Origin of the sequence: Streptomyces sp. NPDC059740 (assembly GCF_042733155.1) — a bacterium.
GTDB lineage: Bacteria > Actinomycetota > Actinomycetes > Streptomycetales > Streptomycetaceae > Streptomyces.
Genome location: NZ_JBHWGP010000028.1, coordinates 41,507 through 54,169, shown reverse-complemented (window position 1 = coordinate 54,169; position 12,663 = coordinate 41,507). Strand labels below are relative to the sequence as shown.

Sequence of the window (12,663 nt, the reverse complement as noted above, 5' to 3'; positions counted from 1 at the left end):
CTCCGCCACCCCGGCACCCCCACCGAAGACGCCCTCCACCTCCTCAGCACCTGGCCGCGCCCGGCACCGCACCGGCCCCTGCTGCGCCGCCAATGCGTGCGCGCGGGTTCAAGGTGCGCGGGCGGACTTGTAGGCTCTTCTGGGATGTCGGTGAATGTCGGAGAGGACACGGGTGCGTACCGGTCTGCGGATATGTGTGGTCGCTGGAGTCGTCGGGTTGGGCAGCCCGTCGGTCGCGTACGCCCGGGGTGGTGGCGGTAGCCACGGTTTCGGCGGCGGCAGCCACGGGTCCAGCGGCGGCGGTGGTTTCCACGGGTCGTTCGGCGGGGGTTTCGTCGGCGGCTCCGGTTCGAGCTCCGGCGGGGACGGCGGGATCTTCGGCGTGCTGCTGCTCGTGGCCGTGATCGTGCTGATCGTGTGGCTGGTCAAGCGGCGGCAGAAGTCCGGGCGGGGGAGCGGCCTGAACACCGGCTCGGACCGGGCGGCCCACCGCAGCGACGAGCAGGCACGCGATCGCGCCCGGCAGGTCGAGGCCCAGGTCGACCAACTCGCCCAGACGGACGCGACCTTCGACCTCGAACCGCTCAAGCAGCGGGCCGCCTGGCTGTACACCACCGCCCAGCGCGCCTGGACCGCGCACGACCACGTCACCTTGCAGCGGATCATGTCCCCGGCGCTCTACGGCAAATGGGTCGAGGAACTGAACGACTACGAGTCGCGCGGCGAGACCAACGTGGTGGAGATCGTCTCGGGCCCGGTGGTCGAACTGGTCGACCTCGCCAACCGCACCGGTGAGGTGAACGACACCGTCACCTTCCGCATCAGCGCGACGCTCAACGACTACGTGGTGCGCCACCGCGGCGCGAACTCCGAGCGCAAGGACGGCTCGACGCGACCCGTCGAGTACTGGACGCTGCGCAAGAGCCCGGCCGGCGAGTGGATCGTCTCCTCGGTGGAGCAGGCGGCCGAGGGTGCCCACCACCTGACCGGCGACATCGAGACGGACGGCTGGGACCAGAAGGCGGTCGCCCGGGAGGCCGTGCTGGAGGTGGCCGGGAAGACCTCGGTCCGGGGCGCGGGCGACATCCTCTCGCTCACCAACCTGTCGTGGAGCGGTGACGCCGACGCCGCGGCCGGCGACCTGAGCGTGCTCGACGGCCGGTTCGACAAGGCGGTCCTGGAGGTCGCCGTCGAGCAGTTCATCGAGGAGTGGGTGATGAACGACGGCAGCCTCGACTTCACGTCCGTCCGCACGGTCAACCGGACGGTGATGCGCGACGCCGACGTCACGTCGATCACGGTGGACTCGCTCGTGTCGCGGGAGCCGATCGTCTTCCGCGTCACGGTCCGCGCCGACGGCGTCTTCTACCAGGTCGACCGCCGCACCGAGCAGGTTCTCCAGGGCGACGCCCACCGCCGCCGCCCGCTCAGCTTCGCCTTCGACCTGCGCCTGGACGGCCCGGAGGCTGCTGGCTGGACCGTGGTCACCGCCGACGTCGACTAGCTTGGTCTTCAACCTGTGCGGCGCGGACGTGGGTTGACTTCTTCGTTCGTCGTTTCGCGGAGCCTGCCTTGCCGGCTGTGTGCACGTGTGGCGTGGGGTGGGCCGGGTGTTCCTGCTTCCCGGTGGCCGGCCGGGCCCGGGGCGGGAGGCCTTCGGTGCTCGTCGCAGGACGCGGTCCGAGCGTATGCGTCCCAGTACCTGCACCGGGAGATCGTTCAGAAGGAAGGCCAGGCGGGGAACGTCGTAGCCGGCATCCACCACGGTCAGGATCTCCGGATCGCTCTCCGTCCACTGCCCGGCTGCCTCCAGTCGCTGGGCGGGCTCACGCATCTGCCGAGCCGTGGCAGTGGCAGCGTCGTCACCCGGCGCCAGACGTAGTGCGTCCAGCGGCGCGGTCCAGGAACTGCGACCCGTCTCGGGTGCGCAGACCACCGAGTACGGCCGGCCGGGAACGGGAATGTGCTGCTCTTTGCCCTGTCCGTAGGCGTGGCACAGGATCCGCCGCGGCGAGGTGTGCGCGCTGGGCCGCAGCCAGCAGACGAGGTCGGCAGCGAGCACCAACCGGCCGTCCGCCACCCACGTCAGAGGCGTCGCGGCCACGGCCACGGCCCGCCGCAGGCCGGGCCACATCGACCCGGCCTGCGGCCAGGGCTTCGTAGAGCCCGCCGCGCCCCCGCCGGTGTCCACCGACCAGCGACAGCTCCACCAGCGACCGGACCGGGCCGTCCGTGCACAACACCGCGTCCGCGGGTTCGAACAGCGCGTCCACACGCCCGGCCGGACAGGAGCGAGGAAAGGGGACCTGTTGCGTGAGCCGCCCGGTGGGGTCGACACCGAGCCGGACGATCACGGGCTCGGACGTTCCCGTGGTGGCCTGACGACGAGGATCCACCTCGTGACCGGGCTGGGCAGAAGCCGCTGCCCCTGCTGGAACTGCGGGCCACCGTCACGACAGCCCGCAGTTCCAGCCCGTGCTCGCACGCATGCGATCCCGTGCGAACCGCTCCTACCTGCGCAGACGCAGGATCGGATGCGCCAGCCCGGAGAAGCCGGCCAAATACGCAACCGCAAGAAGCCCGGCTCCCGAGGCGGCCGGCCCTCGGCCTCCGACAAGGACGACTACAAGGAACGCCGCACCGTGGAGTGCGGGATCAACCGGCTGAAACAGAACCGCGCTGTGGCCACGGGACACGACAGACTCGCCGTCCGGACGAGGTGACCAGTGCCTTCGGGACCGACTCTAGCTGTGGAATGTGGTGGTTGCCGCCAGGTCCGCCCGGCCGGTCGCGATCCGGTTCACCGGCGCATTGTCGTCGGCGTAGCCGAAGGAGATACCCACAAGCAGTTTCCCCTCGTCCACTCCGAGTTGATCGCGGACGGTGTCGGCGTAGAAACTGAGCAAACCCTGCGGGCAACTGGCCACGCCGTAGCCGGTCATGGCCAGCAGCAGCGTCTGCAGGTAGGCGCCGGCGTCGGCGGCCAGCCGCGGCCCGCCGTCGCCGGTGACGAACAGGAACGCGGCATGGGGGGCCCCGTAGAAGCCCAGACTTTCCGCGTCGTAGGCCGCACGAGCCGGGTGGTCGTCGGGGCCTATGCCCAGCGCTCCGTACAGACCGGCACCGAACGCGGCCCGCCGTTGCTGGTGGACGGGGGCGTACATGTCCTCGGAGTACGGGTAGTCGGCCGTGACGCGTCCCTCGGCGTGGGCCGTTCGCAGGGCTTCGGCCAGACGGTCTCGCCGTGCGCCCCCGACCACCTCGACCCGCCACGGCTGCGCGTTGGAATTGGACGGCGCGGTGCCGGCCAGGGAGAAGACCTCGCGCAGAGTGTCCTCGGGTACCGGGTCGGGACGGAATGCGCGGGTCGCGCGGCGCCCGCGGATCAGCTGCTCGGCGTACTCCGACGTTCGCCGCCGGCCCGGCTGTGTCCCGTCTGTGGGCGCCTCGCTCGTACGTGTCGGGGTGAAGACCGGTCCGCTCATGGAACTCTCCTCAGGATCGCCAAGGTAAACGCGATCGTTTACCTGAAGTGGCACTATAACCAGCCGTCCCCTCCGAAGTAAACGAGAACGTATACTCAGGTCATGACCACGACGGCGACGGCGTCTCGGCGGCCGGGGCGCGGAGGGCGGGAGCGCATCCTGGCCGCCGCGGCCGGACTGTTCGCGGCCCAGGGGATCAACGCGACCGGCATGGAGCAGATCGCGGAGCGGGCGCCGGTGTCCAAGCGCACCCTCTACGCCCACTTCAGGACCAAGGACGAACTGGTCCTCGCTCACCTCAAGGACCTCTCCTCGAGGGGACACACCCTGGAGGGCGTGCTGGCACGCGAGGACATCCCTGCCAGGGAGCGCATCCTCGCACTGTTCGACCCGCCCCCGACCGGCACGGATCCCGTGCGCGGGTGCCCGTTCATCGACGCCGCCGCGGAGTTCCCCGACCCGCGGAACGCGGTCCACTCCTACGCCCGTGAACAGAAACTGCTGATGGTGCGGCTGGTGACCGACCTGGTAGCGGAACTGGGCTGCCGCGAGCCCGCCGTCCTTGCCGAGCAACTCGTGACCCTCGCGGACGGCGCCGCCAGCCGAGCCATGGTGCTGGGCGAGTCGGACTACGGCCGGTACGCACGGTCAGCTGCGGAGACCCTCCTGGAAAACGCGCTGCCGACCACGATCTGACAGGCCCCACTGGGTTGCTCGGTATGCCCAGTGCCCGATGCGAAGGACCCGCCGCTCGACCGAGAGGAAGGCGGGACTACTGCAACAGCTCCTGGACAGTGTCCTCGAAGTCCCGCCTGTCCGGCGGCGCCTGGCTTGCACGCTCGCCGCGCTGCCGGTCGTCGGCGCAGCCCGCCGGGCTCTCCTCCCTCCGCCCTGCGATCGCACGCACCAGACACCGCCGGGCCCGCCCTTCGGGCGAACGACGCCACGGTGAAGACACTGCCTGGTACTCCGCCGGAAGTTCTCCGTGTGTGCTGCTCAGCTGCCGTGGGCCGGGCCACCGGTAGCAGAGCCCGGGGCCCGGCGGCCGGAACCGGCTCGATGACCTGCGGCCCGCTCTACCCGTCGCCGGCGCGCAGCAGGGTGAGGAGGTCGTCGAAGGGCTGCTCCATGTCGACCGTACGGTCGATGAGCCACTGGAGCTGGATGCCGTCGATCACCGCGATCAGCAGGTTGGCGACCCGCTCCGGCGGAACGGCTCTCACGTAGCGGCCCTCGTCCATCGCCTGCTGCACCACCGCTGTGGCGCGTTCGCGCAGCAGCGGGTAGCGCTCGGCGAAGTGGGCGTGGGCGGGGTGGGCGGGGTCGCTCGCCGCGGCGGCCATGGAGACGAACAGCTCCACCAGGCCCGGTGTCTTCACGGCCTCCTGGATGACCTCGTGGACCTGCCCGGCGTCGCCCTCTCCGACCTGCCGCAGCCGGGCGGTCTCGTCTCTCATCCGCAGGACCTGGGTCAGCAGGTCCTCCTTGGAGGCGAAGTAGTGCATCAGCCCTGGCAGGCTCAGGTCGCAGGCGGCGGCCACCTTCCGCAGGGAGGTGCCCCGGTAGCCCTCTGCGGCGAAGATCTCCAATGCGACACGGAGGATCTCGGCGCGCTTGGCCTCGCCCTTCTCGTAGGGACCTCTCTTCGGCATGCCGATCACCCTACCGCCGCGTCAGGGGGCGGCCGGGGCCCCGGTCGCCCCCGCCAGGCCCTCGTGACGGCCGGGAATGCGGCCGGCCCGGGCCAGCCGTCCCAGCCACCGGGCGGACTCCCTGGGGGTGCGCGCGAAGGTGTCGAAGTCGACGCCGATCAGGCCGAACCGTGGACGGTAGGAGCCCCACTCGTAGTTGTCCAGGGCGCTCCAGTGCAGGTAGCCCCGGACGTCCACCCCGTCCCGCATGGCCGCCGCGAGTCCGGCCAGCGCGCTGCGCGTGTAGTCCACCCGCTGCCGGTCGTCGTCGGTGGCGATGCCGTTCTCGGTCACCAGGATCGGCACACAGCCCCCCACCACCTGCGCCGTGTGTCGCACGGCCTGCTCCAGCGCCTGCGGGTAGAACTCCCAGCCCGTCTGCGTCCGCACGGCGTCCTGCGGAACCGGCAGCGGGCCGTCGGCGCCGACGAGGTTGCGGGTGTAGGCCTGTACCCCGACCCAGTCGTCGTCGCGTGCCGCCGCCAGGAAGAGGTCCTCCCGCGGCCAGGCGTGCGCCGCGGCCCGGCTCTCGGCACCCGGCAGCGCCTGGTAGACCTGGTTGGCGACGGTCCACCCCACCTGACAGGCCGGATCAGCCGCCTTGAGGACCGCGGAGGCTGCCCGGTGGGCGCGGAGGAGGATGTCGGTCACCTGCGGATCAGGGGCGGCCAGGCGGACGTCGGCCACCGCGCCGGCCGCACTCTCGCCCGAGCCCGAGCCCGAGCCCGAGCCCGAGCCCGAGCCGGCCGCCTTGCCGTCCGCCCCGGTCCGCCCTCGCAGCAGGGTGTAGAGCAGGGCCAGCATGTTGGGCTCGTTGACGGTGGCGACATGGCGGACACCTTCGGCAAGCACCTCGCAGGCGGTACCGGTGTAGCCGGCGAACAGGTCCACCGCCTCGGCGGATGCCCAGCCGCCGAGCTCGCTGAACCAGCGGGGCGAGGTGAAGTGGTGGAGCGTCACCACCGGCGTCAGGCCACGGCTCAGCGCCCCGCGCACCATCTCCCGGTAGTGGGCCACGGCGGCCCGGGAGACCTGTCCGCGCTCCGGCTCGATCCGCGCCCACTCGATGCTGAACCGGTAGGCGTTGAACCCGAGTTCGGCCAACAGATCCATGTCCTGCGGCCACCGGTGGTAGCTGTCGGCCGCGTCGCCGCTGCGTTCGGCCACGGGGCTGTCCGGGCGGTTCTCCAGGGCCCACCAGTCGCTGGCGAGGTTGTTGCCCTCGACCTGGTGGGCCGAGGTCGAGGCTCCCAGCAGGAACCCCGGCGGAGTCGCGAAGTCGGGGCCGGTCGCGGTGGTCATGGAGACTCCTTCCCTGCGGTGCGCCACCGGGGAAGCGGTGCGCCAAGAAAAAGCGTTCATTGATCGGTTTTGGTGTAGCGTACAGGCTGCGCCACCCGGTGTGCCCCCGGAGCCGGCGACCCCCCCGGGCGAACCGGGCCGGTCCAGCCGCCGACGTGGCCGGGCCCACCGCCGATCCGGCCCACGCCGCGCGGGAGCCGCCGAGGAGACGCACCCGGACCGTGCCCCGCGACCGCCTGGTGGAGGAAACCGATGGACTCCGTCCTGCCCCGCCCCCGGTGTCACGCCGCCGCACCCGGCGGCGGACGCACCCGCACCGCCGGCCGTCGCTGGCGGCTGGTCGCCCTCACCCCGGCAGCCGAGCCCGTCGCCCGTACCCTGCTTGCCCTGCTGGCGCCGCACCTGGGTGAGCGCCTCCTCCCCGCGACCGCCACCGACGACGCCCTCCTTCTCACCCTCGGCCTCCACGCGTCCGGCGAGGGGGTGGACGCGCCTCGCGAGCCGATCGGCCTGGACCCGCACGGCGGCGAGAAGCCGGTGGACGAAACCCACCAGGTCGTGGTCGACGACAGCGGGGTGCACTGCCGGGCCGCCACCCCGGAAGGGCTGTTCCGCGCCGCCACCACCGCTGCCCAACTGCTGCTGACCCGGGGCGAAGCGCCCGAGGGCATCGGCCACCAGCGGCTGCGCGACGCGCCCCGTGTCGCCTGGCGCGGGCTCCTGGTCGATCCGGCACGCGGTTACCTGACACCGGACGAACTGCGCCGCCTCATCGACCTGATGGCCCTCTACAAGCTCAACGTGCTCCACCTGCACCTCACGGACAACGAGGGATGGCGCCTGCAACTGGAGGCCCTTCCCGCCACCGGCACCTCCGGCGACGGGCGGACCGGAGGGCGGGAGGCCCGCTACACCGCCACCGAGTACCGGGAACTCCAGGCGTACGCGGCCGACCGCTTCGTCACGCTCGTCCCCGAGATCAACCTGCCGGGACACTGCGCCGCACTCCGCTCGGCCCTGCCGCACCTGCCGCCGGCCCCCGCGCCCGGGGGCCTGGCCGACCGCTTCCCCTTCGTCCCGCCGCTGGACCTCGCCGACACCGCGACGCGGGAGACCGTCGCCGCCCTCCTCGCCGAGGTCTGCGCGTTGACCGAGGGGCCGTTCGTCCACATCGGAGGCGACGAGGCGGTGGGTATGACAGCCGACAGCTTCCACACCGCCGTGCGCGAACTCCGCGCTCTGGCGCGGGCCGCGGGCAAGCGGCCGATCGGCTGGCAGGAGACGTCACGGGCCGGAGTCGAGCCCGAGGACATCGCCCAGTTCTGGGTCGACGTCCCCATGATGGAGCTGCCGGAGACCGAGGAGGAGCTGCGGGCCCGCCCCGAACTGCTGGCCGCCGGGCACACCATGGCGGTGGTCGGAGCGCTGCGGAGCTTCTTCGGCCCCACCGACCACGACCTGCGGCGCATCCTCGACGGTGGTGGACGGGTCCTGCTCTCGCCGCAGTCGCATCTCTACCTGGACCGCCGCTACGACAGCGCGGTGGTGCCCGCCGAGCAGCGCGCGGACGCGGCCCGCCTCGGGTTCCCCGCCTACCGCCCGCGCGGTGTGCGGCACGTGGCCGACTGGGACCCCGCCGCACACGCGGTACCGGACGACCGTCTGGCCGGGATCGAGATGACGCTCTTCGGCGAGACGGTCACCGGCCTCGACGACGTCGCCACCCTCCTCCTGCCGCGACTCCCCGTCCTCGCCGACACCGCCTGGAACGCAACCCCCGCCCCCTGGCCCGACACCGCCGGCCGGCTGCCGCACCACGCACCGCTGTGGCGGAACCTGGGCCTGCCCCATCTGGCGTCCACCGAGGTCGCCTGGGGACCGGAGGCGGGGGAGGGACGGGTCACTGGTTGACGGGCGGCTCGGGCGGCCGGTTGCGGACGGGCGGGCCGGCGCGGCCCAGGGCCTTTCTGCCGGATCTTGCCGGGCTCGCAACTCCCCCAGCCTCCGGCCGGGGGCACCGGGGGCACCGGGGGCACCGGGGGCACCGGGGGCCCCACCTCCGCCCTGCGATGCAGGGCACCAGACGCCGTTCCCTGATCCGGCCTGGCCCAGAAGAAGAACCTCGTCGCTACGCGGTCCCCGGGCCGTCGAGGAAGCGCAGCAGCACCGCGGCCTCCGCCCGCAGCCGCTCGGCCCGGTCGGCGTGCGCGGGGGACGTCAACTGCGCTGCGGCAGCGCTGCGTTCGGCGGCCTCGGCCGCGCACGATGTCCGTCACGCCCTGCTCGGTCAGCTCGACGCGTGCCACCTCGGTGGCCCCTGCCCCGACCGGCGACTGCTCCAGGGCCGAGGCGTGCGGGGCTGCTTCCGCCCAGGGCGCCGCCTCCGCGTTGTCCAGCGCCGCCAGCGTCGCGCGCAGTGCGCTGACCGCGACCTTGTCGCGGGCGCGCATCGCTTCCGGCAGGGCCTGACGCATCCGAAGACGTAGGGACATGCTGGTGACCCTATGGCCGTCCCCGAGGCGCCACAACCCGATATCCCCAGGAACGCGCGCAGCCCTGACCGATCCCGCGGCGACCGTGACGCCAGGCGGCCTCCGCGCCGGACGACGCTTCCCGGAGGCGTTGTCCCGGGCCGACCGGGAACCGCTGCCGACCGGAGACCGCCGACCTCCTGTGCCTGCACCCGTTCGGTGCTCTCATGCCTGCCGGCCCGTTCCCGTGCCGGCCTCGTCACCTGACCCGCTCGGCCCGGCCGGCGGGGACATCAGACCGTTCGCGCACATGTGCCCATACAGGCGGAAAAGCGTTCTGTCCTATAGTTGCGCACTGTCTGCCCTCTTGTAAGGGCGGTTGCCCGGCAGTTCACAGTGCGGTTCGGTGTCGAGGAGGCCGCTCATGGCCAGCGCGTTCCAGGAGCGCAAGCTCGCAGGGGTGTTCGCCGCCTTCGATGCGGACGGTGACGGCTACCTCCGCGAGGAGGACTTCAGGGCGCTCGTCACCCGCTGGAGCCGGCTCCCTGCAGTGGGGCCCGGGACGGAACTGCGCGCGCGGGTGGAGACGCTGCTGATGGGCTGGTGGACGGCGCTGCGGGAAGTCGGCGACGCCAACGGGGACGGCACGGTCGACATGGCCGAACTCCTCACGCTCGTCGACCGGTTGCCCGCCATGGTCACGTACGTCACCGCGACCGCCGACACCGTCTTCGACGCCGTGGACACCGACGGCGACGGACGTATCTCCCCCGACGAACACCGCAGGCTCGTCGAGACCTGGAACGGGCAGCCCGCGGACCTCACGGGCGTCTTCGAGGAGCTGGACCTGAACGGGGACGGCTACCTCAGCCGTACGGAGTTCGCCGCACTGTGGCGCCAGTTCTGGATCAGCGACGACCCGGCGGAACCGGGCAACCTGCTCTGCGGCCGGTTCGCCGACTAGGAGCTGCCCGGCGATCGCTGCCGCCACCGCGAGGTGGCGGCAGGCGCCCCCCGTCGACCTCGGCCGCCGGGGCGCGGCGCCGCGACCCGGTCCGCTCACGCGCCCTGGCCCGCGCATGCGACCCGGTCCGGCGAACCGCCCGCCTCCCGGCTCCCGGCCGGCTCACCTTACCGGCCGACGCGAGATCCTGAGCGGGACCCGGCCGGGACCCTCAGCGCTCCCCGGCCGTCTGCTCCTCGACGCACGCCAGCAAGCCGGCGTGGGTCTCCTCGTCGGCCGCGGCGATCAGTCCGCCGACACCGGTGTGCGGCGGCCGGCCGCGGAGATCCGTCACCACGCAGCCCGCCGCCTGGCACAGAGCCGCCCGGCCCGCTCTCCTCACCCGTGACGGCGTCGCCGGGACGCGCGGTCCGCAGGAGGTCGAGGATCACCTTCTCCGCTGCGAGGTCCGCCGCCGTGGCGAAGTCCCCCGCGCCCTTGCCGAACCGTTCCAGCGGCCCCCCGTACAGCTCGCGAATCACCGCCGCCCCCGCCTGCGCCGCCGTCACGGCCAGTTCCGCGTCGCTCCCGTCCCGTCTGCTCGTCATGTCTGGAGGGTAGCGAGGCCACCGGGCCGCAGGCCGCGCGCAGCGGTCTGCGGCCCGGTGGCGGGCGGCCCGTGAGAGGTTCAGCCGAACAGGTCCCGCAGGAACCGCAGCGAGTGGTCGAACACCTTCGCCACCTGCTCCTCCGGTATCCCGTGCCAGACGTGGTCGGCGCCGCCCACGGTGAGCAGCTCCACCGGCACGTCCGCCTCCCGCAACCGCGCCGCCAGCTCCTCGCTGTGGGAGTGGGGGACCATGCTGTCCCGGTCGCCGTGCGCGAGCAGGAAGGCCGGTGCTCCGGGGCGCACCTGGAAGGCCGGGCTGGCCGCCCGGGCGAGGTCGGGCAGGGCGGAGGCCGCGGCGCCCAGCAGCATCGCCTCCGGCGTGGCCGGGTTCGCCGGATCGTAAGCGCCACGCGGCGTGGCCAGGTCGCTCGGCCCGTACCAGACGACGGCACCCACCGGCGCCGGGTCCTCGGCGGTCAGGGCGAGCAGCGAGGCCAGGTGACCGCCGGCGGACTCACCCCAGACCGCGGTCCTGCCGGTGTCGATCCCCAGCTCCGCCGAGCGCACGCCGAGCCAGCGCAGCGCGGCCCGCAGGTCCTCCAGCGGGGCGGGGAAGACGGCCTCCCCGCTGAGCCGGTAGTCGGCGGCGGCGACCGCGATGCCCGCCGCCGCGATCCGGGCGAACGGTCCGGGCTGCCAGGAACGCAGCCGGTAACCCATGTCGTCACGCCGTCCCCGGCGCCACGCCCCGCCGTGGACGAACAGCACCGCCGGCACGGGACCGCCGGTGGACTCGGGCAGCCACAGGTCGAGTTCGAGGGGGCGGCCCCCCTCCGGCACGCTGTAGGGCACACCGCGCAGCAGGCGCACGCCGGAGTCCAGCGGTGCGGCCGGCGGCAGCGGCGCGAGGTCGGGGTGCGGGGCGCCGATCAGGCGCAGCAGTGTCGGGTCGGGGCCGGTCACCGGGTCTCCCACCGGTGCTGGGGCAGGAAGCGGACGTCGAAGTCCCGTTGCGCCGCCGCGAAGTCCTCCCGCTGTGGGACGACCGGCTCCACGGGCATGCCCATGCGCTCCGAGGGGGCCCCGAGGTTCTCGAAGAAGCGCTCGAAGGTTCCTCCCGGTCCCGCGGCGACACCCACGATCTGCGTGTGGTGGCGCTCCATCCGGTAGGCGTGCGGGCAGTTCTTCGGCACGAAGCCGAAGTCCCCGGAGGTCAGCAGCTTCTCCTGCTGCACACCCTCGGTGTCCTCCACGAACAGCCGGACGGCGCCGCCCGTGACGTAGAAGACCTCGTAGGTGTCAGGGTGCACGTGCGCCGGGATGATGTCGCCCTTGGGCCCCTCGCAGGTGAAGAAGTTGAAGGTGTTCTCGGTCTGCTCGGCACCGGCGTAGACGGTGATGAGGTCACCGAAGAGATGCGCGCGGTCGCCCTCGCCCTTCTCGACGAAGTACGGCTTGCCCGGTTCCGCCGGTATGCGCGAGGCGCTCCGGTAGCGCGTGGCGTACTCGAACGTCATGGTTCCTCCTGACGATATCTATGTCAGGCTACCTGACATAGGAGGGCGGGAGGCCAGGCGCATCCCGATTAACGTGGTGCCGTACGCCACCTGAGAGGCAGGTATGACCGCTATCGGACGGGATCTCGCCCAGCTCCTGGGAGAGGCGCGGCGCTGGTTCGAGGCAGCGCTGCTGACGCGGCTGGAGGAACTCGGCGAGCCCTCCCTCACCTCGACGCACCTGCGCCTCTTCGCGGTCCTCGACGAGCAGGGGACCACGGTCTCCGAACTGGCGCGCCGCATGGGCGTCACCCGCCAGAGCGCGCACCAGGCAGTGCGCGGCCTGGTCGAGCAGGGCCTGCTGCAGCAGTGCCCCGACCCCTCCTCCGGCCGGCGGCAGCTGATCCGGCGTACCGAGAGCGGCGCACGCTCCCACCGGCTGGCCGGTGGCGTCCTGGCTGCGCTGGAGGAGGAACTCGCCACGCGCATCGGGCGGGGGCGGGTCGACGCGCTCCGCGCCGCGCTCGAGGAGCCCTGGGGACCGCCGCCCTCGGGACCGGGCCCCGGCAGGCGCGGGGGCGGCTGACCGCTGCGTGGGGGAGCCGGTGCGGCGCCCCGGGCGGTGCCGACATCGCCGCGGCCCACGGCGGGGGAGGGGCGCCCGG

At 72.7% G+C, this 12,663-nt stretch carries 12 protein-coding genes and 3 pseudogenes; 6 read left to right on the top strand and 9 right to left on the bottom strand.

What is annotated here, in order from left to right; all coding sequences use genetic code 11:
* Positions 1-217 precede the first annotated feature (217 nt).
* On the top strand, positions 218-1,504 hold the full coding sequence (locus tag ACFV3R_RS25910; protein WP_385587826.1) for a Tim44-like domain-containing protein: 1,287 nt from the start codon (positions 218-220) through the stop codon (positions 1,502-1,504).
* A gap of 87 nt (positions 1,505-1,591) precedes the next feature.
* On the opposite strand, the pseudogene ACFV3R_RS25905 reads toward ACFV3R_RS25910, so the two are convergent.
* A pseudogene (locus tag ACFV3R_RS25905) lies at positions 1,592-2,273 on the bottom strand (transposase); the annotation flags it as partial.
* 261 nt (positions 2,274-2,534) lie between these two features.
* Here ACFV3R_RS25905 and ACFV3R_RS25900 point away from each other — a divergent pair.
* Complete coding sequence (locus tag ACFV3R_RS25900) at positions 2,535-2,723, top strand: hypothetical protein (RefSeq protein WP_385587823.1); 189 nt, start codon at positions 2,535-2,537, stop codon at positions 2,721-2,723.
* Positions 2,724-2,744: 21 nt separating this feature from the next.
* On the opposite strand, the gene ACFV3R_RS25895 is transcribed toward ACFV3R_RS25900, so the two are convergent.
* Positions 2,745-3,485, bottom strand: a complete 741-nt coding sequence (locus ACFV3R_RS25895; RefSeq protein WP_385587820.1) for a nitroreductase family protein — start codon at positions 3,483-3,485, stop codon at positions 2,745-2,747.
* Between the two features lie 102 nt (positions 3,486-3,587).
* Between ACFV3R_RS25895 and ACFV3R_RS25890 the strand changes: the two genes are divergently transcribed.
* Positions 3,588-4,181 (top strand): TetR/AcrR family transcriptional regulator, encoded by a 594-nt coding sequence (locus ACFV3R_RS25890; protein ID WP_385587817.1) that lies wholly within the window; start codon positions 3,588-3,590, stop codon positions 4,179-4,181.
* Between the two features lie 380 nt (positions 4,182-4,561).
* Here ACFV3R_RS25890 and ACFV3R_RS25885 read toward each other — a convergent pair whose 3' ends face one another.
* Entirely contained in the window at positions 4,562-5,137 is a 576-nt protein-coding gene (locus ACFV3R_RS25885; protein ID WP_385587814.1) for a TetR/AcrR family transcriptional regulator, read from the bottom strand.
* Between the two features lie 21 nt (positions 5,138-5,158).
* Positions 5,159-6,478 carry a glycoside hydrolase family 1 protein gene (locus ACFV3R_RS25880; RefSeq protein WP_385587811.1) on the bottom strand — a complete coding sequence of 440 codons (1,320 nt, stop codon included), beginning with the start codon at positions 6,476-6,478 and terminating at the stop codon, positions 5,159-5,161.
* A gap of 252 nt (positions 6,479-6,730) precedes the next feature.
* Here ACFV3R_RS25880 and ACFV3R_RS25875 point away from each other — a divergent pair, with 252 nt between their 5' ends.
* On the top strand, positions 6,731-8,389 hold the full coding sequence (locus tag ACFV3R_RS25875) for a family 20 glycosylhydrolase (RefSeq protein ID WP_385587808.1): 1,659 nt from the start codon (positions 6,731-6,733) through the stop codon (positions 8,387-8,389).
* Positions 8,390-8,606: 217 nt separating this feature from the next.
* Here ACFV3R_RS25875 and ACFV3R_RS25870 read toward each other — a convergent pair.
* Positions 8,607-8,928 (bottom strand): annotated as a pseudogene (locus tag ACFV3R_RS25870) (hypothetical protein).
* Positions 8,929-9,373: 445 nt separating this feature from the next.
* Between ACFV3R_RS25870 and ACFV3R_RS25865 the strand changes: the two are divergent.
* Positions 9,374-9,913: an EF-hand domain-containing protein gene (locus ACFV3R_RS25865; protein WP_385587805.1), complete on the top strand. Its 540-nt coding sequence runs from the start codon at positions 9,374-9,376 to the stop codon at positions 9,911-9,913.
* A gap of 211 nt (positions 9,914-10,124) precedes the next feature.
* On the opposite strand, the gene ACFV3R_RS25860 is transcribed toward ACFV3R_RS25865, so the two are convergent.
* From ACFV3R_RS25860 to ACFV3R_RS25845, 4 genes and pseudogenes are all read right to left on the bottom strand, one after another.
* A complete protein-coding gene (locus ACFV3R_RS25860) occupies positions 10,125-10,250 on the bottom strand; it encodes a hypothetical protein (RefSeq protein WP_385587923.1) in 126 nt (41 codons plus the stop codon).
* Between the two features lie 19 nt (positions 10,251-10,269).
* Positions 10,270-10,500, bottom strand: a pseudogene (locus ACFV3R_RS25855) (inositol monophosphatase family protein); the annotation flags it as partial.
* Between the two features lie 80 nt (positions 10,501-10,580).
* Positions 10,581-11,465 (bottom strand): alpha/beta hydrolase fold domain-containing protein, encoded by an 885-nt coding sequence (locus tag ACFV3R_RS25850; RefSeq protein WP_385587802.1) that lies wholly within the window; start codon positions 11,463-11,465, stop codon positions 10,581-10,583.
* Positions 11,462-12,019, bottom strand: a complete 558-nt coding sequence (locus ACFV3R_RS25845; protein WP_385587799.1) for a quercetin 2,3-dioxygenase — start codon at positions 12,017-12,019, stop codon at positions 11,462-11,464. The genes ACFV3R_RS25850 and ACFV3R_RS25845 overlap by 4 nt, the downstream gene beginning before the upstream one ends.
* A gap of 103 nt (positions 12,020-12,122) precedes the next feature.
* On the opposite strand from ACFV3R_RS25845, the gene ACFV3R_RS25840 reads away from it, so the two are divergent.
* Positions 12,123-12,584 (top strand): MarR family winged helix-turn-helix transcriptional regulator, encoded by a 462-nt coding sequence (locus tag ACFV3R_RS25840; protein ID WP_385587796.1) that lies wholly within the window; start codon positions 12,123-12,125, stop codon positions 12,582-12,584.
* The last annotated feature ends 79 nt before the right edge of the window (positions 12,585-12,663 follow it).

What these genes read in the sequence shown, in the direction of transcription:
- ACFV3R_RS25900 (WP_385587823.1), top strand. Translation starts at nt 2,535, where the DNA reads ATGCGCCAGCCCGGAGAAGCCGGCCAAATACGCAACCGCAAGAAGCCC.
- ACFV3R_RS25895 (WP_385587820.1), bottom strand. Translation starts at nt 3,485, where the DNA reads ATGAGCGGACCGGTCTTCACCCCGACACGTACGAGCGAGGCGCCCACA.
- ACFV3R_RS25890 (WP_385587817.1), top strand. Translation starts at nt 3,588, where the DNA reads ATGACCACGACGGCGACGGCGTCTCGGCGGCCGGGGCGCGGAGGGCGG.
- ACFV3R_RS25885 (WP_385587814.1), bottom strand. Translation starts at nt 5,137, where the DNA reads ATGCCGAAGAGAGGTCCCTACGAGAAGGGCGAGGCCAAGCGCGCCGAG.
- ACFV3R_RS25880 (WP_385587811.1), bottom strand. Translation starts at nt 6,478, where the DNA reads ATGACCACCGCGACCGGCCCCGACTTCGCGACTCCGCCGGGGTTCCTG.
- ACFV3R_RS25875 (WP_385587808.1), top strand. Translation starts at nt 6,731, where the DNA reads ATGGACTCCGTCCTGCCCCGCCCCCGGTGTCACGCCGCCGCACCCGGC.
- ACFV3R_RS25865 (WP_385587805.1), top strand. Translation starts at nt 9,374, where the DNA reads ATGGCCAGCGCGTTCCAGGAGCGCAAGCTCGCAGGGGTGTTCGCCGCC.
- ACFV3R_RS25845 (WP_385587799.1), bottom strand. Translation starts at nt 12,019, where the DNA reads ATGACGTTCGAGTACGCCACGCGCTACCGGAGCGCCTCGCGCATACCG.
- ACFV3R_RS25840 (WP_385587796.1), top strand. Translation starts at nt 12,123, where the DNA reads ATGACCGCTATCGGACGGGATCTCGCCCAGCTCCTGGGAGAGGCGCGG.